The sequence below is a fragment of the Streptomyces sp. NPDC111520 genome (genome assembly GCF_055635295.1).
Map to the genome: position 1 here is coordinate 246,196 of NZ_JBVKBW010000007.1, position 16,941 is coordinate 263,136.

Below are 16,941 nucleotides of genomic sequence, written 5' to 3' on the forward strand. Positions count from 1 at the left end.
AAAAGGTGAGTTGGGGCATTTTCCAGAGGCATGTGCGGGCGACTCGCTAGGATTCGCCGCCGCTTGTGATCAGTCGGCGCAATTGTCCTCGGGTCCACCCCCGGCGATCCGGGCGAGGACGTCCAGCGCCTCGCCCAGGACCTGCGGTGACGGCGAGGCGAGGCCGATCCGTACGGCGTGCGGCGCGCTGCCGCGCCCCGCCGCGAAGGCGGCGGCCGGGGTGACGGCGATGCCCTGCCGGGCGGCGGCCGCGACGAAGGTGTCGGCGCGCCAGCGTCCGGGCAGCCGCCACCAGCAGAAGCAGGCGCGCGGATCGGCCGTGACGGAGAACCCCGCGAGGCGTTCGGCGGCGATGTGGGCCCGGGCCGCCGCGTCGTGCCGTTTGGCCGCCACCACCGCGTCCACGGCGCCGTCGCCGATCCAGCGGCAGGCGGCGGCGAGCGCGAAGCCGGAGGCGGTCGCGCCCGCCGAACGCAGGGCCGCGGAAACCGGGGCGGTCAGCTCCGGCGGGGTGAGCGCGACGCCGGCGGTGAGCCCGGGGGCGAGCCGCTTGGAGAGGCTGTCCACCAGGACCACGCGGTCGGGGGCGAACGCCGCGAGCGGCGGCGGGGCGTCCGGGGCGAGGAAGGCCCAGACGGCGTCCTCGACGGCGGGCAGGCCCAGCCGGCCGAGGGTGTCGGCGAGTTCGGCCCGGCGCGGCTCCGGCATGGTGACGCCGAGCGGGTTGTGCAGGGTGGGCTGGGTGTAGAGGGCGTGCAGCCGGGCGTCGCGGTGGAGTTCGGCGAGGGCGTCCGGGCGTATCCCGTGCTCGTCGCCGGGGACGGGCACGAGGGTGATCCGAAGCCGTGCGGCGAGCGCCTTGACCACGGGGTAGGTGAAGGCCTCCACGGCCAGCCGGCCGCCGGGCGGGACGAGCGCGGCCAGGGCGGCGGCGATGGCCTGCCGTCCGTTGCCCGCGAAGAGCAGACGGCCGGGGTCGGGGCGCGGGCCGGTGCGGGCGAGCAGCGCGGCGAAGGCGTCGCGTGCGGCCGGGGTGCCGGCGGCGGTCAGCGGGCGCAGGGCGGCGTCGAGGACGTCGGGGCGCTGCAGCGCGGCGAGGCCCGGAGCGAGCAGCCGTGACTGGCCCTCGGCGACGGGGTGGTTCAGCTCCAGGTCGATCCGCTGGGCCGAGGGCTCGGCGAGGGCGGGCCCCGCGGCGGGCGGTGCGGCACGGACGAAGGTGCCGCGCCCCACCTCCCCCACGACCAGGCCGCGGCGGGCGAGTTCGGCGTAGACGCGGATCGCCGTGGAGTTGGCGATGCCGTGCCGCCGCGCGAACGTCCGCTGCGGTGGGAGCCGGTCGCCGGGACGCAGGCGTCCGGCGGCGATGTCGGCGGCGACGGCGTCCGCGGCCGTGCGGTAGTCGTCCATCGGTTCCTCCTTCGAGGCGATCCCTGCATTGCACCGAGAGCAAAGATCCTATTGCACCGAGCAGGCAGGGGAACCTAGCATCGCGGTCAACTCCCCTTCGGGAGCAGGCGCGTTCGAGGCGAGGAGAGCCCCGTGGCAACGGCTGTGGTCAACGGCGTGACGTTGGCGTACGACGACGAGGGGGAAGGTCCCGGCACACCTCTGGTGCTCGTGCACGGCCATCCCTTCGACCGTTCGATGTGGGCGCCGCAGGTGGCCGCCGCTGCGGCCGGCCGCCGGGTGGTCGTACCGGACCTGCGCGGCTACGGCGCGAGCGAGGTTGTCCCGGGCATCACCCTGCTGGAGACCTTCGCGCGCGATCTCGCCGCCCTCATGGACCACCTGGGCGTCGCGGAGGCCGTGGTCGGCGGGCTGTCGATGGGCGGTCAGATCGTCATGGAGTTCCAGCGCCTGTTCCCCGGCCGGACGACCGGGCTCCTGCTAGCCGACACCTTCCCGGGCGCCGAGACGGAGGAGGGACGGCGGGCCCGGGAGGCGATGGCGGAGCGGCTGGTGGCGGAGGGGATGTCCGGCTACGCCGACGAGGTGCTGGACCGGATGATCGCGCCCCGCAACGTCACCGCGCTCCCGGGCGTGGCCGCGCACGTGCTGCGGATGATGCGCGGCACCTCCGCCGAGGGCGCGGCGGCGGCCCTGCGCGGCCGGGCCCGGCGGCCCGACTACGGGGCCGTGCTGGCCGCGGTCCGGGTGCCCACGCTGATCGTGGTGGGCCGGGACGACGTGTACACCCCGGTCGCCGAGGCCGAGGCGATGCACGCCGCCGTGCGCGGTTCCCGGCTCGTGGTCGTCGAGGGCGCCGGGCACCTGCCGAACCTGGAGCGCCCCGACGCGTTCGACGCCGCGCTGCTGGGGTTCCTCGGTACGTGTGACTAGGTCGTGGTGTCGACCAGCGAGAGCGAGTGGAGGCGGTCGGGCGGGCCGGGCCGGGCGTAGTACCAGCCCTGCGCGGTGTCGCAGCCCAGCGCCCGCAGGTGTTCGGCCTGGGCGCCGGTCTCGACGCCCTCCACCGTCACCGACAGCCCGAGGGTGTGCGCCAGGTCGACGACGATCTCCACGATCTTCACGTCCACCGGATCGGCCGGCTGCTGCTGCATGCCGCGGGTGAAGGACCGGTCGAGCTTGAGCGTGGTGATGGGCAGCCGGCGCAGCGAGGCCAGGTTGGAGTAGCCGGTGCCGAAGTCGTCGAGGGTGATGGCCATCCCGAGTTCGGCGAACTCCCGCAGCGGGCGCATCAGTTCCTCGTCGGCGCCGATGAAGGCGCTCTCGGTGACCTCAAGGCACAGCGCGGCCGGCTCCAGCCCGGCGTCCTTGATCACCGCGAGGGTCTCCGGGACGAGGCCGGGGTGGCCGAGCTGGGCCGGCGAGAGGTTGACGTTGATGCGCAGCGGATGGCCGTCGCTGCGCGGGAACTGCCAGTCCCGGGCCTGCCAGGCGGCCTGCTGCAGCACCCAGTGGCCGAGCGGCACGATCAGCCCGGTGCTCTCGGCGAGCGGGATGAACTGGTCGGGGCCGAGGATCCCGTGCACCGGGTGGCACCAGCGCACCAGGGCCTCCGCCCCGCGGACGCTGCCGTCCCCGAGCCGTACCAACGGCTGGTACTCGATGAAGAACTCGCCGCGCTCCAGGGCGGTCGGCAGCCGGTTGGTCAGCCCGTGCCGGGTGATGGCGCGCGCGTCGGAGTCCGGGTCGGCCAGTTCGAAGCGGTTGCCGCCCGCGGCCTTGGCCCGGTACATCGTGATGTCGGCGCTGCGCAGCACCTCGGCGGGGCCCAGGGAGCCGGCCCGGCCCTCGACGATGCCGATGCTGCAGCGCACGGACAGGTCGCGGCCCTCCACCCGGATCGGGTCGGCGAGCGCGGCCAGGATCAGGTCGGCGAGGCCGGTGATGTCCGCGCGGCTGGCGTGGTTGACGACCAGTGCGGCGAACTCGTCGCCGCCGATGCGGGCGACGAGCTGGTCGGGTGAGGTGACGCAGGCCTCGAGGCGTTCGGCGACGGCGACCAGGAGGCGGTCGCCGACGGCGTGGCCGAGGCTGTCGTTGACGTCCTTGAAGCCGTCCAGGTCGAGGTAGCAGACGCCGACGCCCACGCCGTCGGGGCCGTTCAGCGTCTGCTCCAGGCGCTCGAAGAAGAGGTTGCGGTTTGCCAGTCCGGTGAGCGCGTCGTGGGTGGCCTCGTGCCGCAGGCGCTCGCTGAGCAGGCGCTCCTCGGTGATGTCCTCCATCAGCGCGAGCATGTACTGCGGCGTGCCGGCGGCGTCGCGCAGCAGGGAGACCGTCAGGTTGGTCCACAGGGCGGTGCCGTCGGGCCGGTAGTAGGCCTTCTCGATGCGGTAGTGGTCGCGTTCGCCGCGGTTGAGCTGGCGCTGCATCTCCCAGACCTCGGGGGCGTCGTCGGGGTGCACCCAGTCGTAGACGTTCCTGCTGCGGATGTGGCGTTCCAGGCCGCCGAACATGGTGGTGAGGGCGGCGTTGACGTCCAGGACGCGGCCGTCCATGTCGGCGATGCCGATGCCTATGGAGGCGTCCTGGAAGACCGCGCGGAAGCGGACCTCGCTCTCGTACAGCGCCTGTTCGGTGGCGGCCCGGGCGGCGAGCGCCGCGCGGGACAGCGCCTCCTGCTCCGTCCGCGTGCGTTCCTGCAAGGCGCGGGCGTATCCGGCGGCCACCCAGTGCTGCAGGCGGTTGCAGCGGGTACGGCTCTCCTCCGGCGGGAGGGCGGGGCCGGGCGGGCAGTACAGGAGCAGGTAGGCGTCGACGACGTCGAGGATCCGCGCCAGCGCCTGGGGGTCGGTGCAGTGCGCCGCCACCAGCGCGGCTCCGACCTCCGCGGCCGGCCGGGGGTCGAAGGGCTGCGCGCGGAGGGCGGCGTTGAGACGCGCGGCGAGCGGGAGCAGGTACTCCTCGAACTCGCCGCGCGTCATGGAGGTGGCGGTGGCCGGGTAGATCGCCCGGCTCCAGATGATCGCGAAGCGCCGCAGGCTGTCGGCGGGCTCCGGCTCCGGGCCGGGTGCTCTCGTCACCGTCACGCCTTGCGGCCGACGCCCGCGAACCCGCTGAAGACGACCGGGTCGAGCTCGTCGTCGTCCGTGCCGTCGGGGCGCCACAGCGGCGGGGAGACCAGGCCGGGTTCGACGAGGTCGAAGCCGTCGAAGAAGCGCTCCACCTCGGCCCGCGAGCGCATGATCAGCGGCGAACTCGCGCTGCGGTAGACGTTCTCGACCCGCTCCCCCTCCTCGGGTGCGCGCGGGCCTCCCTCGACGGAGGCGTGGGTGACGACCAGCAGGCTGCCGGGGGCGAGGGCGTCGCGCAGCTCCGCCACGGCCTTGGCCGGCTCGTCGGCGTCCTCGAGGAAGTGCAGGACCGCGACGAGCAGCAGCGCGACGGGGCGCTCCAGGTCGATGAGCCCGCACACCTCGGGGCTGTCCAGGATGTCGCGGGGCGAGCGCAGGTCGGCGGCGACGATGGCGGCGGCGTCGCTGCCCTCCAGCACCGCGCGGCTGTGGGCGACGGCGACCGGGTCGTGGTCGACGTAGACGACGTGGGCGCCGGGACTGGCGGCCTGGGCGACCTCGTGGACGTTGCCGAAGGTGGGGATGCCGGAGCCGATGTCGAGGAACTGGGTGATGCCCTGGCCGACGGCGAAGCGCACCGCCCTGCGCATGAACGCCCGGTTGGCCTGCATGATCTTCGGCAGCCCGGGGAAGGCCTCGATGGCCCGCCGTCCGGCCTCCCGGTCGACCTCGAAGTTGTGCGAGCCGCCCAGGTAGTAGTCGTAGATCCGGGACACGCTCGGCACGGAAAGATCGATGCCATGGGGGGCCCAGGCGGGACGCTCCATCAACGGCTCCAGCTCGTGGTCGGCGATCGGGACGAGTGGTCGTGGACACGACCACGTGCGTCAGAGGCTACTGACCGACCGTTCGAGAAGAACAAGAAATGGAAATATTCGATCCGTTTTCGGTCACAGACCAAAGGCATGTGCCCTGTTCCCGACAAGAGGGGAACAGGGCACACGCTTACCGCCGGATGACGGTGGATCGGTTCGATCAGACGTTGACGCCGTGGGCGCGCAGGTACGCCAGCGGGTCCATGTCGGAGCCGAAGTCGGGGGTGGTGCGGACCTCGAAGTGCAGGTGCGGACCGGTCACGTTGCCGGTGGCGCCCGACAGGCCCAGCTGCTGGCCGGCGGAGACCGACTGGCCGGCCGAGACCGACAGCGAGGAGAGGTGGGCGTACTGCGAGTACCGGCCGTCGGCGTGCTTGACGACGACCTGGTTGCCGTACGAGCCGCCCCAGCCCGCGGAGACCACGGTGCCGGAGGCGATCGACTTCACCTTGGTGCCGGTCGAGGCGATGAAGTCGACACCGGTGTGGTAGCCCTTGGACCACATGGCACCGGCCTGGTGGTAGGCGGTCCCCAGCGTGACGCGGTCGAGCGGGGTGGTGTAGCCGGAGGCGCTCGCCGCCTTGGCGGCGGCCGGGGCCGCCTTCGCGGCCTTCGGCGCGGCCTTGGTGGCGACCTTCTCGCCCAGCGACAGGACCTGGCCCGGGTAGATCAGGTTCGGGTTGCCGCCGATGACCGACTCGTTGTCCGCGTACAGCTGCTTCCAGCCGCCCTCGACCGACTGGGCGCCGGCGATCTTGGACAGGGTGTCGCCGCCGGCGACCTTGTAGGAGCCGCCCGCGCTCTTCGGCGCGCTGGTGGAGGACTTCGGCGCATCGGCCTTAACGGCGGGAGCGGCCGGCTTGGCGGCGGGCTTCGCGGCGGTGCCGGAGACGCTCTCCGGGGTGGCCGACGGGTCGGCCATCGCCTTGGTCAGACCGGCCTTCGGGCCGCACACGGGCCAGGCCTGCGGGCCCTGGGTCGCCAGGACCTTCTCCGCGACGGCGATTTGCTGCGCCTTGGTCGCGAGGTCGGCGCGCGGCGCGTACTTCGTGCCGCCGAAGCCGGCCCAGGTGCTCTGGGTGAACTGCAGGCCGCCGTAGAAGCCGTTACCGGTGTTGATGGACCAGTTGTTGGTGCTCTCGCAGGCCGCGACCTTGTCCCAGACGCTCACGGGAGCGGCGTGGGCACCGGTGGCGCCGACGATCGGGAGCGCCACGGCCGCACCGGTGGTGCCGGCCAGCGCGCTGATACGGGTGATACGGGTGTTCCGCGGACGACGGTGCTTTCCCTTACCGGGCATGCCGAATTCCTCTCCGACGCCTGCGAGGTAAGCTGTCGGGTTCGGGCTGGAGATGCCCGGCCGCAAAATGGCACACCAAATAAAGGCATGTCGCTGCGACTTCACCCCTAGCCGTCCCGAGACCAACGGGAACGGCAAACTACCTGGGTCCCCCGCTCCTGCCGTGCGGTCTTGTCATCCGGCGTCCGGGCGGCGGCAGGACTAGGCGTTCCGCCCGGAAGAATCTCGCAGGCATTTGTCCTGCGAGATCTGGAAGCTAAACGACGGAATCGTTCCGGAGCAAGGAGCGGAATCACGCCCCCCGGCGGACCGCAAGTCGATCATTCGCATCTGTGACTTTACGTGAGAAGTGTCCGCTCTGCGTAGGCGAAAATTTGGCCGACGGTAATCGGCCGATATCGCCCGGTGAAATTCAGCAGGAAATGTGGACGATGCGTCGCCCGCGGTTTCCGTTGCGTGACCGGTACGTGACACCCATCACGTACCGATTGCCTACGCATGCACTGTGGGCGCATATGTCCGGTTAGGCACCTCAATGCCGGATAAGGCGGGACCTGTTGTGGTTCAACCCGCCCCCGGCCGCGGCGCCCTGACTGCCCGCCCGAACGGGCACCCCCGGTCCAACCGCCGGGGGCGGCCGGCGATTCCCGGATGCGCGGTTCACACGCCGCCGTTGGTGTGGCGTGCGCCACAACCGCCCCCGCGGCGGGGTGAGAAGAGCAGGCGGACGGCGGGCCGCGTCCGGAGAACGGACGTGACAGCGCCGATTCACCGACGGTAGCCTCCCAATCCCGCACATTTTCTTACATCGCCCGGGAGCCCTCGCGTGCCCTACCTCGCCGCCGACGACCGCTACGCCTCGATGGAATACCGCAGGACCGGGCGCAGCGGGGTCCTGCTGCCCGTCGTGTCCCTGGGCCTGTGGCACAACTTCGGCGACACCTCGCCGCTGGAGAACCAGCGCGCGGTGCTGCGCCGCGCCGTCGACCGCGGCGTGGTCCACATCGACCTCGCCAACAACTACGGCCCGCCCGCCGGCTCGGCCGAGGCCAACTTCGGCACGCTCTTCGCCCAGGACTTCCGGCCTTACCGCGACGAGCTCTTCATCGCCACCAAGGCCGGGTACGACATGTGGCCGGGCCCCTACGGCGAATGGGGCAGCCGCAAGTACCTGCTGTCCTCGCTCGACCAGTCCCTGGGTCGCATGGGCCTGGACCACGTGGACGTCTTCTACTCGCACCGCTTCGACCCGGACACGCCCCTGGAGGAGACCATGGGCGCCCTGGACTCCGCGGTCCGCCAGGGCAAGGCCCTCTACGCCGGCATCTCCAACTACCCCGCGGAGGCGCACCGCCGCGCCACCGAGATCCTGCGCGGGCTGGGCACCCCGCTGCTGATCCACCAGGCGGCCTACAGCATCCTCCAGCGCGACCCGGAGGACGGTGTCCTCGACGCCGTCGGCGACACCGGCACCGCCCTCATCGCGTACTCGCCGCTCGCCCAGGGCCAGCTCACCGACCGCTACCTGGACGGTGTGCCGGCGGACTCCCGGATGGCGCTCGGCCACTTCCTCAAGCGCGACGCCCTGACCGAACGGAAGCTCGGCCTCCTGCACGCCCTCAACAAGCTCGCCGGGGAGCGCGGCCAGACGCTGGCCCAGCTCGCGCTGACCTGGGTGCTGCGCGACCCGCGGGTCGTCTCCGTGCTGATCGGCGCGAGCAGCGTCGCCCAGCTCGACCAGAACCTCGCCGCGCTCGACGCGGGCCCGCTCGGCGCCGACGAGCTGGCCGAGATCGACCGCCTCTCGGCCGAGGCGGGCGTCCGCATCCCGTGACGGCGGCTCTCCGCGCGCAGGGGCCGGCTCCCGCGGGAGCCGGCCCCTGCGCGTCGGTGCCGGGTCAGCCGAGCCGGGCCTCCAGTGCGGCGCGCACGCCGGGCCACTCCCCGGCGAGGATCGAGTAGTACGCGCTGTCGCGGACGGTGCCGTCCACGGCGAGGGTGTGGGCCCGGCGGATGCCCTCGAAGCGGCCGCCGATGCGCTCGATGGCGGCCCGGGAGCGTGCGTTGCGCGCGTCCGTCTTCAAGGTGACGCGGAGCACACCCCACACGTCGAAGGCGTGGGTGAGCAGCAGCAGCTTCGCCTCGGTGTTGCAGGGGGTGCGCTGGGCGGACGCGGCGAGCCAGGTGCTGCCGATCTCGGCGACCGTGGGCACCGCGCCGGTGCGGGGCACGGAGCGGCCCGCGGGCCAGGCGGGGGTGGCCGTCCAGTAGTCGAGGTCGAGGAAGCGGGTGGAGCCGATCAACGCGTCGCGCCGGACGTCCCGTACGGCGAAGGGGAGTGAGGCCCCGGTCGCCTGCTCTTGGAGGGCCTCCTCGATGTAGCGCGCCATCGCCTCACGGTCGTCCGGCACCTTGGTGAAGGCGTAGGTGTCGCGGGATTCGCCGGCGGCGTGCAGCAGCCCGTCCGTGTGGGTGCCGCTCAGCGGTTCCAGGCGGACGTGCCTGCCTTCCAAGATCACGGGTTCGGGCATGCCCCGGATCGTGCTGTCCGGCCGGGTCGCCCGTCAAGCGCGTTTCCGCGGGGCGTGTCGGAGGCCCGGGTCCCAGGATGCGAAAATGGGGGCATGAACAGCAACGACGTGTTCTTCGACATCACGATCGACGGCGAGCCCGCCGGACGGATCGTGTTCACCCTGTTCGACGACGTGGTCCCCAAGACCGCGCGGAACTTCCGTGAGCTCGCGACCGGCGAGCACGGTTTCGGCTTCGAGGGCTCGCACTTCCACCGCGTGATCCCCGACTTCATGCTCCAGGGAGGCGACTTCACCGCCGGCAACGGCACCGGCGGCAAGAGCATCTACGGCGAGAAGTTCGCCGACGAGAACTTCCAGCTCAAGCACACCAAGCCCGGCCAGCTCTCCATGGCCAACGCGGGCCCGAACACCAACGGCTCGCAGTTCTTCATCACCACGATCGTCACCGACTGGCTCGACGGCAAGCACGTGGTCTTCGGCGAGGTCGTCGAGGGCATGGACGTCGTCAAGAAGGTCGAGTCGCTCGGCTCGCGCACCGGCGCCACCAGCGCCCGCATCGAGATCGCCAAGTCCGGCACGGTCGCCTGACCCTGTCCCACGGTAGCGGCCCGGCACCGGAGCTCCCGGTGCCGGGCCGCCGTGCTCCGCGGGTCAGCCGAAGGCCTTGACCGCCTGGTAGTAGGTCCACGCGGTGCTGTTGCAGGCGGTCGCGGTGGCGCCGCCGTAGTTCGCGCAGATGCGCTTGAGGTCCTCGTAGAAGGCGCTGTCGAGGCGGCTCTTGTTGGCGGAGAAGGTGCCCATCGCCTTGTAGTTGCGGTAGCCGAAGTCGTGCCGGGCGCAGGAGTTCTGGAACGGGAAGCCGAACGGGTTGTCCGGGGAGCTGCTGCAGTAGTCGGTGGACCAGTCGAAGCCGTAGGCGGCCCAGGCGCCCTGGTTGCCGCGGGCCGACCACCAGGTGTTGTAGCTGGAGGCGCTGGTCTGGGTCCAACTGGCCAGCACCTGCGCCTTGTCGGCGGGGGCGGCCTGGGCGGGGACGGCGAGGACGACGGTGGCGACGGCGGCGACCGCGGTGGCGGCGAAGCCGGTCGTGATTCGGCGCATGGGGACTCCAGTCACTGACGGGCGCGTTGTGACGCGCGGGCATGGGGGTGCAACCGGATGCGGAATCGAACGGGTGGTACTGGTGTGCGAAGCCAGGATGGAGCCGCGGCGGTCTATGCGAGTAGACGCCGGATGGCAAAACTTGCATGAACATGACGACGTGCCGCCGACAGCGATCGTCGACGGCACGTCAAGAGGCTGAAACCGTGGTCTGGTTCAGTTCCCCGCGGGCCCCACGGCCTGCACGCTTCCCCTACGGGGCGTCAGGCGGTCCCGGCTCCACCGGCTCCGTGTGCTCCCAGCGCGGATGATGGCGGCCGGCCCACTCCGGGGTGACGAACCCGGTGCGCATGCCCAGCCGCGCCTCGGGGTCGCCCGCCGCCATCCACAGGTGGCCCGCCACCACGGTCGCCACCGCCAGGGCCAGCCAGTCGTGGACGAAGGTCGCGCCGGTACGCCACACCACGCCGCTCAGGTGCGGGAACATCATCAGCAGCCCGGTGCCGAGCATGACGAGCACCGCGCCCGCGGCGAAGGACGCGTACAGCTTCTGCCCCGCGTTGAACTTGCCCGCCGTACGCCGGTCGCGGGGCACGCGGCGCAGTGCGTCGCGCAACCAGCCCCCGTCGTACGACGCGAACCGGTTGAGCAGCCGCAGGTCGCGCCGGAAGGCACGCGAGGCGAGGCCCAGGAGGGCGGGCAGCGGCAGGGCGATGCCGGACCACTCGTGGACGGTGACCACCAGCCGCCTGCGGCCGACGAGTTCGGCGAGCGGCGGCAGGTAGAGGGCCGCGGCCGTGACAAGGCAGACGAGCATCAGCGCGGCCGTCGCCCGGTGCACCCGGCGCTCGCCGGGGGTGAACCGGCGCACCCGCTCAGGACGTCGGGTCATCGCTGCGTCCGTTCGATCGGCCGACCCAGGCGTCGACGTCGTAGCCGTAGCGCTCCCAGTAGCCGGGGCGCACGTCCCGGGTGACCTCGATGCCCGAGAGCCACTTGGCGGACTTGTAGAAGTACATCGGCGCCACGTAGAGCCGCACGGGGCCGCCGTGGGCCGTGGTGACCGGCCTGTCCTGCATCCTCAGCGCGACCAGGACGTCGTCCCTGCGGGCCTGTTCGAGGGTGAGGCTCTCGCTGTACACCCCGTCGAAGCAGGTGAAGCGGACGGCCCCGGCACCGTCCCGCACCCCCGCGAGGTCGAGGAGGTGGGACAGGCGCACCCCCTCGAAGGGCGTGCCGGGCACGCGCCACCCGGTCACGCACTGCACGTCGCGCACCAGCCGGGTCTGCGGCATCGCCCGCAGGTCGGCGAGGGTGTGGGTGCCCTCCCGGTCGACGAGGCCGGAGACGGTGAGGCGGTAGTCGCCGGCGTTCCGGTGGGGCACGGAGTCCGCCACGTTGTAGATGCGGAAGCCGCCGCCCCCGGGGAGCAGCCCGCTGAGCCCCGTCGGGTCCTTCCCCGCCACCTGGGAGAGCGCCGAGTCCAGACCGTCCTGGGCGCGGCTGCCGAACGCCACCCCCAGGGCGCCCAGCCCGAGCATCCCGAGCACCACGCGCCGGCCGACCGGCGTGCCCTTGCCATCCATGCCCCTCACGGTAATCCCGTGCGGCACGGTTGCGGTGCGCCGGGGCGCTGCGTAAGGAGGGCGTAATGGGTCCGGCACCTGCGCGACCGATAGACGTCAGGCATAATCTTAAGTGTCCGGTTTCCGTCCACCGGTCGTCATCACGACCCGTGACGCGCCGGACGGCGGGCGGCACTACGGAAGGCGCAGGATGAGTCGCGTATCGCAGGCGGAGGCAAAGGCCAACCGGGAACGGGTGGTGGCGGCGGCCGCTCGGCTCTTCCGTGAGAACGGTGTGGCCTCGGTCGGCATCGCGGACGTCATGAAGGCGATCGGGCTCACACAGGGCGGCTTCTACAAGCAGTTCGACTCCAAAGCCGCGCTCGTCGACGAGGCGACCGCCAAGGCCTTCGCCGACAACCTGCGGGACCTCGAGGCGCTGGAAGAGGAGAACGGCGGACACCAGGCGGCGTTGAGGTCGCTGCTCGGCACCTACTGCTCCGTCGAGCACCGGGACGACCCCGGCGACGGCTGCCCCGGGGCCGGTTTCGCCGGCGACGTCGCCCGCCGGCCCGAGCACCGGAAGACCTACGCGGAAGGCGTCGAGGAAGTCGCGGCGTGGATAGCGCCCGGCGAGGCCGGCCTGGCCGCCTACGCCACCCTCGTCGGCGGCATCCTCCTCGCCCGCGCCACCGCGGGCACGCCTCTCTCGGAACGGATTCTCAACGCCGCGCACACAGCGGCGGCGAACACCGCCGACGGCACTCGGCCGGCGGCCGGCTGACGTCCGTCCGCCCCCGCAGGGCGGCACACATGCGACGCCGAAGGGCCGGAGGCGGTTGCCCCCGGCCCCTGGAGACGGGAATTGCCCGGCGCCGGTGTCAGCCGGCGTAGCGCCCGGCGGGGTGCGTGAGCGACAGACCGGGGATGAGTTCCCGGCGGGCGTTCTCGTACTCCTCCCACCTGGAGTGCTCCGCCAGCGAGGGGATCGTCACCGACTCGCCCGCCTCGAGACCGGCGAGCCCGGCCCGCGCGGCGTCGCGGGGCGTCATGACGGCCTCCTTGGGCAGCTGGTCCAGTTCGATGCCCGAGCCGTCCCAGATCGCCGTCTCCAGCGCTCCCGGCACCAGGAGCTGCACCCGGACGCCGGAGTCCGCGAATTCCTGCGCCAGGGCCTCGGTGAACGCGATCATGTACGCCTTGGTCCCGCTGTAGACCGCGCTCACCGGCAGGATGTTGAGGGCGAGGGCGGACGAGACGTTGACGATCGTGCCGGTGCCCCGGCCGGCGAAGGCCTTCGCCGCGCCGGCCGCGAGCCTGGTGGCGGAGGTCAGGTTGAACGTGATCAGCGACTCCAGCCGGTCCGGGTCCGCCGCGGACAGGGGGCCGAACAGGGCGCTGCCGGCGTTGTTCACCAGCATGTCGATCGAGGGGTCGGCCGCCAGGAGGTCCTCGACGCTCCGCATGCCCTTCGGGGTGGCCAGGTCGGCGCTCAGCACCGAGACCTCCACACCGTAGCGCTCCGCCAGGCCGGCCGCGGCGGCCTCCAGCCGCGCCTGGTCGCGGGCGACGAGCACCAGGTCGCGGCCCCTCGACGCCAGCTCCTCGGCATAAGCGGCGCCCAGACCCGCGGTCGCTCCGGTGACGAGCGCCGTCCCGGCATTCGGTGTGGACATGGTCATCCCTCTTTCTGGTCACGCACGAATTTAGATGGCTAACATAATCTAAGAATCACGCAGGCGTCCACCGCCCGGCCCCACGGCACAGGACATGCCGCGAGGATCAGTCGCCGCGCGGACCGCACACCCTTTAGTTGGGAACGCGATCAAGACCCGCCCGGCGAACGACCCACCCCAGACGAGGCGACACGTGAAGTGAGGTTCGCATGACCCTGCCGTCGCTGCTGCTGGTGCCCGGAGCCTGGCACAAGCCCGAGCACCTGCGACTCCTCGTCGACGAGTTGCCCGACGTCGACGTCCGCACCGTGGCCCTCACCTCGTGCGGCGACGACCCCGGTGCACTGGGCGACATGTACTCCGACGCGGCCGCCGTCAGGGCCGCGGTCGAGGCGGTCGACGGGCCCGTGGTCGTCGTCGCGCACTCCTACGGCGGCATCCCGACCACCCAGGCGCTCGCCGGGGCGGCCCGGGTCAAGAGCATCGTCTACCTCGCCGGGTTCCAGCTCGACGCGGGCGACTCCCTGCTGTCGAGCGTGGGCGGCGAACCCGCCTCGTGGTGGGAGTTCCACCGGCAGGAAGGAGCGGGCGACTTCCTCACCGTCGCGGAACCGGTCGACGTGTTCTACACGGACGTGGACCGGGGCCTCGCCGAGGAGGCGACAGCGGCCATGGGTTACCAGTCCTACGTCGCCAACACCCAGGAGCTGACCGCGGTCGCCTGGCGGACGATTTCCAGCACTTACATCGTCTGCGAGGCGGACCACGCCCTCCCGCCCCCCGTCCAGGAGGTCTTCGCCCGGCGCGCCGACCGGACACTGCGCCTGGCGAGTTCGCACTCCCCCTTCCTGTCCCGGCCCTCCGAGCTCGCCCGGCTCGTCCGGCACGAGCTCGCCCTGGCCTAGCCGATCTCCAGGCCCGCGTAGTTCTCCGCGAGTTCGGCCGCCGCGTGCGGGGAGGCGGCGATCCGGTCGAGCTGCGAGATCTGCAGCCGGGTGTCGAAGTCGCTCTGCCCCGGGTCGGTGTGCAGGGTCGTGGTCATGAACCAGGAGAAGTGCTCGGCGCGCCACACCCTGCGCAGGCAGGTGTCCGAGTAGGCGTCGAGCAGGGCGGTGGAGCCGGTCTCCTTAAGGTGGGCGAGCGCGCGGGCCAGCACGATGACGTCGGCGGCCGCCAGGTTGAGCCCCTTGGCGCCGGTCGGCGGCACGATGTGCGCGGCGTCCCCGGCGAGCAGGACCCGGCCCCAGCGCATCGGCTCGGTCACGAAGCTCCGCATCGGCAGCACGGCCTTCGAGGTGATCGGGCCGCGTTCCAGCTTCCAGTCCCCGTCGACGGCGAAGCGGGCGTCCAGTTCGTCCCAGATCCGCGCGTCGGACCAGTCCGCGGGATCGGTGCCGTTCGGCACCTGCAGGTAGAGCCGGCTGACCTCGGCGGAGCGCATGCTGTGCAGCGCGAACCCGCGGGGCGAGTGCGCGTAGATCAACTCCTCGCAGGACGGCGGGACGTCGGCCAGGATGCCCAGCCACGAGAAGGGGTACACCCGCTCGTACGTCTGCCGGGCGTGCTCCGGGACCGCCGCCCGCGTCACGCCGTGGAAGCCGTCGCAGCCGATGACGTAGTCGCAGGTGAGGGTCTTCTCCCGGCCCCCGTGGCGGTAGTGGACCACCGGGCGGTCGGTGTCGGCGCCCTCGACGGAGTGCGCATGGGCGCCGAACAGCAGCGGCGCCCCGTCCTTCAGCTGGAGGGCGATCAGGTCCTTGACGACCTCGGTCTGGGCGTAGACCCACACGCGCCGGCCCCCGGTGAGCGTGGGGAAGTCCAGCCGGTGGGAACGGCGGTTCCAACGCAGCTCGATGCCGTCGTGGACCAGGCCCTCGCGGTCCAGCCGCTCGCCCGCGCCGGAGGAGCGCAGCACGTCGACCGTGCCCTGCTCCAGGATCCCGGCGCGCTGGCGCTGCTCGACGTAGTCGCGTTCACGGCTCTCCAGGACGACGCAGTCGATGCCGGAGGCGTGGAGCAGGCGGGCCAGCAGGAGGCCGGCGGGGCCGCCGCCGATGATGCCGACGGTGGTGTGGTGCTGCATGTGTTCTCCTACTCCTCTTCTTCCTCGAGGACGCGGTTCGCGACGGCGAACGCGGCGTTGGCCGCGGGGACGCCGCAGTAGACGGCGGACTGGAGCAGGACCTCCTGGATCTCCTCCCGGGTCAGGCCGTTGTTGCGGGCGGCGCGCACGTGCATCGCCAGCTCGTCGAGGTGGCCGCGGGCCACCAGCGCGGTCAGGGTGATGCAGCTGCGGGTGCTGCGGCTCAGCCCCGGCCTCGTCCAGATCTCGCCCCACGCGTAGCGGGTGATGAAGTCCTGGAAGGGGGCGGTGAAGGCGGTGGTCCGGGCGATCGCCCGGTCGACGTGCGCGTCCCCGAGCACGGCGCGGCGGACGGCCGCGCCCTCGGTGTGGCGGGCGCCGTCGTCGGCGGCCGGCTCGGTGGCGAAGTGCTGCAGGAGCGCCGCCAGGACGGGGGCGGGACGCTCGACGCCGGCCAGGTGGGCGGCGTGCGCGACCTCGGTGAGGCTCGCGTCCGGAATGCCGTCCACGAGGACGCGGGCGTCCGCGACCGGCGTCGCCGGGTCGCCGCGGCCGGCGACGACGAGGGTGGGCGCGGTGATCCGCGGCAGTTCGGCGCGTACGTCGAAGCCCGCGAGGGCCTCGCAGAGGGTGGCGTACGCCTCCGGGTCGGCGGCGCGCAGGTCGTCCAGGAGGGCGCCGGCGGCGGGGGCGCCGGCGAAGGCGGGGGTGAACCAGCGGCCGGCCGCGGCGTCGGCGACGGGTCCCGTGCCCTTGTCCCTGACCAGGGCGGCGCGTTCCCGCCAGCCGTCCCGGTCGCCGAAGTCGGCGGAGGAGCACACGATCGCGAGCGCGGCGACCCGTTCGGGGTGGTGGATCGCGAGCCAGGTCCCCACGGCGCCGCCGAGGGAGATGCCGGCGTAGGCGAAGCGCCCCGCGCCGAGCGCGTCGGCGAGCGCCAGCACCGAGCGGCCCAGGTCCGCGACCGTGCCGCCCTCGGGGAGCAGCGAGGCGGGGGAGCCGCCGTGGCCGGGCAGGTCCCAGCGGATGACGCGGTGGCCGCGGGCGAGGGCCGGGACCTGCGGGTCCCACACGGCGAGCGAGGTGCCCAGGCTCGGGCCGAGGATCAGCGGGGGCAGGCCGGGGGCACCGTCCACCCGGTGGTGCGGCAGTCGCGGTTCCACGGCCTCGTGCGGCGTGCTCATGCGGGCTCCTCGCGGATGGTGCCGGGTGCGTGCGGCGTCGTCACGGCGTCCTCTCGGGGCCCGGCGGCCGGGGCGGCGCCCGCCCGGGTCCGAGGGCCCCCCGACATGGGGTACCCCGATCGGCCCCGCTCGCGGAAGGGGG

At 72.5% G+C, this 16,941-nt stretch carries 16 protein-coding genes and 1 riboswitch; of the genes, 5 read left to right on the forward strand and 11 right to left on the reverse strand.

Features of this window, described 5'->3' with window-relative positions:
* Positions 1–69: 69 nt before the first annotated feature.
* Positions 70–1,410, reverse strand: a complete 1,341-nt coding sequence (locus tag ACZ7MY_RS18720) for an aminotransferase-like domain-containing protein (protein WP_499603051.1) — start codon at positions 1,408–1,410, stop codon at positions 70–72.
* Between the two features lie 132 nt (positions 1,411–1,542).
* On the opposite strand from ACZ7MY_RS18720, the gene ACZ7MY_RS18725 reads away from it, so the two are divergent.
* Positions 1,543–2,343 carry an alpha/beta fold hydrolase gene (locus tag ACZ7MY_RS18725; RefSeq protein WP_499603052.1) on the forward strand — a complete coding sequence of 267 codons (801 nt, stop codon included), beginning with the start codon at positions 1,543–1,545 and terminating at the stop codon, positions 2,341–2,343.
* On the opposite strand, the gene ACZ7MY_RS18730 is transcribed toward ACZ7MY_RS18725, so the two are convergent.
* The 3 genes from ACZ7MY_RS18730 to ACZ7MY_RS18740 all read right to left on the reverse strand — a co-directional run bounded on the left by ACZ7MY_RS18730 (position 2,340) and on the right by ACZ7MY_RS18740 (position 6,656).
* The gene (locus ACZ7MY_RS18730) at positions 2,340–4,496 is read right to left on the reverse strand and encodes a putative bifunctional diguanylate cyclase/phosphodiesterase (protein WP_499603053.1); all 2,157 of its coding nucleotides are present in this window, start codon (positions 4,494–4,496) and stop codon (positions 2,340–2,342) included. The two genes, ACZ7MY_RS18725 and ACZ7MY_RS18730, sit on opposite strands and share 4 nt — an antisense overlap.
* Entirely contained in the window at positions 4,493–5,308 is an 816-nt protein-coding gene (locus tag ACZ7MY_RS18735; RefSeq protein WP_499603054.1) for an SAM-dependent methyltransferase, read from the reverse strand. The genes ACZ7MY_RS18730 and ACZ7MY_RS18735 overlap by 4 nt, the downstream gene beginning before the upstream one ends.
* Before the next feature lie 208 nt (positions 5,309–5,516).
* Positions 5,517–6,656 (reverse strand): transglycosylase family protein, encoded by a 1,140-nt coding sequence (locus ACZ7MY_RS18740; protein WP_499603055.1) that lies wholly within the window; start codon positions 6,654–6,656, stop codon positions 5,517–5,519.
* 2 nt (positions 6,657–6,658) lie between these two features.
* A riboswitch (cyclic di-AMP (ydaO/yuaA leader) is annotated at positions 6,659–6,850 on the reverse strand.
* 632 nt (positions 6,851–7,482) lie between these two features.
* Between ACZ7MY_RS18740 and ACZ7MY_RS18745 the strand changes: the two genes are divergently transcribed.
* Positions 7,483–8,490 carry an aldo/keto reductase gene (locus ACZ7MY_RS18745; protein ID WP_499603056.1) on the forward strand — a complete coding sequence of 336 codons (1,008 nt, stop codon included), beginning with the start codon at positions 7,483–7,485 and terminating at the stop codon, positions 8,488–8,490.
* A gap of 64 nt (positions 8,491–8,554) precedes the next feature.
* On the opposite strand, the gene ACZ7MY_RS18750 is transcribed toward ACZ7MY_RS18745, so the two are convergent.
* A complete protein-coding gene (locus ACZ7MY_RS18750) occupies positions 8,555–9,187 on the reverse strand; it encodes a GNAT family N-acetyltransferase (RefSeq protein WP_499603057.1) in 633 nt (210 codons plus the stop codon).
* 93 nt (positions 9,188–9,280) lie between these two features.
* Here ACZ7MY_RS18750 and ACZ7MY_RS18755 point away from each other — a divergent pair, with 93 nt between their 5' ends.
* Complete coding sequence (locus ACZ7MY_RS18755; protein WP_018562386.1) at positions 9,281–9,778, forward strand: peptidylprolyl isomerase; 498 nt, start codon at positions 9,281–9,283, stop codon at positions 9,776–9,778.
* 63 nt (positions 9,779–9,841) lie between these two features.
* Here the strand turns inward: ACZ7MY_RS18755 and ACZ7MY_RS18760 are convergent, their stop codons facing one another.
* The 3 genes from ACZ7MY_RS18760 to ACZ7MY_RS18770 form a co-directional block, all read right to left on the reverse strand.
* Positions 9,842–10,291, reverse strand: a complete 450-nt coding sequence (locus ACZ7MY_RS18760) for a phospholipase (protein WP_499603058.1) — start codon at positions 10,289–10,291, stop codon at positions 9,842–9,844.
* Between the two features lie 253 nt (positions 10,292–10,544).
* Positions 10,545–11,183 (reverse strand): cytochrome b/b6 domain-containing protein, encoded by a 639-nt coding sequence (locus tag ACZ7MY_RS18765; protein WP_499603059.1) that lies wholly within the window; start codon positions 11,181–11,183, stop codon positions 10,545–10,547.
* A complete protein-coding gene (locus ACZ7MY_RS18770; RefSeq protein WP_499603060.1) occupies positions 11,167–11,877 on the reverse strand; it encodes a molybdopterin-dependent oxidoreductase in 711 nt (236 codons plus the stop codon). Before ACZ7MY_RS18770 ends, ACZ7MY_RS18765 begins: the two co-directional genes overlap by 17 nt.
* Before the next feature lie 190 nt (positions 11,878–12,067).
* Here ACZ7MY_RS18770 and ACZ7MY_RS18775 point away from each other — a divergent pair, with 190 nt between their 5' ends.
* Entirely contained in the window at positions 12,068–12,640 is a 573-nt protein-coding gene (locus tag ACZ7MY_RS18775; RefSeq protein WP_499603061.1) for a TetR/AcrR family transcriptional regulator, read from the forward strand.
* A 97-nt stretch (positions 12,641–12,737) separates the two neighbouring features.
* On the opposite strand, the gene ACZ7MY_RS18780 is transcribed toward ACZ7MY_RS18775, so the two are convergent.
* The gene (locus tag ACZ7MY_RS18780; RefSeq protein WP_499603062.1) at positions 12,738–13,532 is read right to left on the reverse strand and encodes an SDR family NAD(P)-dependent oxidoreductase; all 795 of its coding nucleotides are present in this window, start codon (positions 13,530–13,532) and stop codon (positions 12,738–12,740) included.
* Between the two features lie 209 nt (positions 13,533–13,741).
* Between ACZ7MY_RS18780 and ACZ7MY_RS18785 the strand changes: the two genes are divergently transcribed.
* Positions 13,742–14,437 (forward strand): alpha/beta hydrolase, encoded by a 696-nt coding sequence (locus ACZ7MY_RS18785; RefSeq protein WP_499603063.1) that lies wholly within the window; start codon positions 13,742–13,744, stop codon positions 14,435–14,437.
* Here ACZ7MY_RS18785 and ACZ7MY_RS18790 read toward each other — a convergent pair.
* Both ACZ7MY_RS18790 and pcaDC read right to left on the reverse strand, forming a co-directional pair.
* Positions 14,434–15,615 carry a 4-hydroxybenzoate 3-monooxygenase gene (locus tag ACZ7MY_RS18790; protein WP_499603064.1) on the reverse strand — a complete coding sequence of 394 codons (1,182 nt, stop codon included), beginning with the start codon at positions 15,613–15,615 and terminating at the stop codon, positions 14,434–14,436. The two genes, ACZ7MY_RS18785 and ACZ7MY_RS18790, sit on opposite strands and share 4 nt — an antisense overlap.
* A gap of 8 nt (positions 15,616–15,623) precedes the next feature.
* A complete protein-coding gene (pcaDC, locus tag ACZ7MY_RS18795) occupies positions 15,624–16,799 on the reverse strand; it encodes a bifunctional 3-oxoadipate enol-lactonase/4-carboxymuconolactone decarboxylase PcaDC (RefSeq protein ID WP_499603065.1) in 1,176 nt (391 codons plus the stop codon).
* Positions 16,800–16,941 lie beyond the last annotated feature (142 nt).

Excerpts from the sequence above, each read along its gene's own strand:
- ACZ7MY_RS18735 (WP_499603054.1), bottom strand. The coding sequence starts at position 5,308 with ATGGAGCGTCCCGCCTGGGCCCCCCATGGCATCGATCTTTCCGTGCCG.
- ACZ7MY_RS18770 (WP_499603060.1), bottom strand. The coding sequence starts at position 11,877 with ATGGATGGCAAGGGCACGCCGGTCGGCCGGCGCGTGGTGCTCGGGATG.
- ACZ7MY_RS18760 (WP_499603058.1), bottom strand. The coding sequence starts at position 10,291 with ATGCGCCGAATCACGACCGGCTTCGCCGCCACCGCGGTCGCCGCCGTC.
- pcaDC (WP_499603065.1), bottom strand. The coding sequence starts at position 16,799 with ATGAGCACGCCGCACGAGGCCGTGGAACCGCGACTGCCGCACCACCGG.
- ACZ7MY_RS18790 (WP_499603064.1), bottom strand. The coding sequence starts at position 15,615 with ATGCAGCACCACACCACCGTCGGCATCATCGGCGGCGGCCCCGCCGGC.
- ACZ7MY_RS18755 (WP_018562386.1), top strand. The coding sequence starts at position 9,281 with ATGAACAGCAACGACGTGTTCTTCGACATCACGATCGACGGCGAGCCC.
- ACZ7MY_RS18750 (WP_499603057.1), bottom strand. The coding sequence starts at position 9,187 with ATGCCCGAACCCGTGATCTTGGAAGGCAGGCACGTCCGCCTGGAACCG.
- ACZ7MY_RS18720 (WP_499603051.1), bottom strand. The coding sequence starts at position 1,410 with ATGGACGACTACCGCACGGCCGCGGACGCCGTCGCCGCCGACATCGCC.
- ACZ7MY_RS18775 (WP_499603061.1), top strand. The coding sequence starts at position 12,068 with ATGAGTCGCGTATCGCAGGCGGAGGCAAAGGCCAACCGGGAACGGGTG.
- ACZ7MY_RS18765 (WP_499603059.1), bottom strand. The coding sequence starts at position 11,183 with ATGACCCGACGTCCTGAGCGGGTGCGCCGGTTCACCCCCGGCGAGCGC.
- ACZ7MY_RS18785 (WP_499603063.1), top strand. The coding sequence starts at position 13,742 with ATGACCCTGCCGTCGCTGCTGCTGGTGCCCGGAGCCTGGCACAAGCCC.
- ACZ7MY_RS18740 (WP_499603055.1), bottom strand. The coding sequence starts at position 6,656 with ATGCCCGGTAAGGGAAAGCACCGTCGTCCGCGGAACACCCGTATCACC.
- ACZ7MY_RS18780 (WP_499603062.1), bottom strand. The coding sequence starts at position 13,532 with ATGTCCACACCGAATGCCGGGACGGCGCTCGTCACCGGAGCGACCGCG.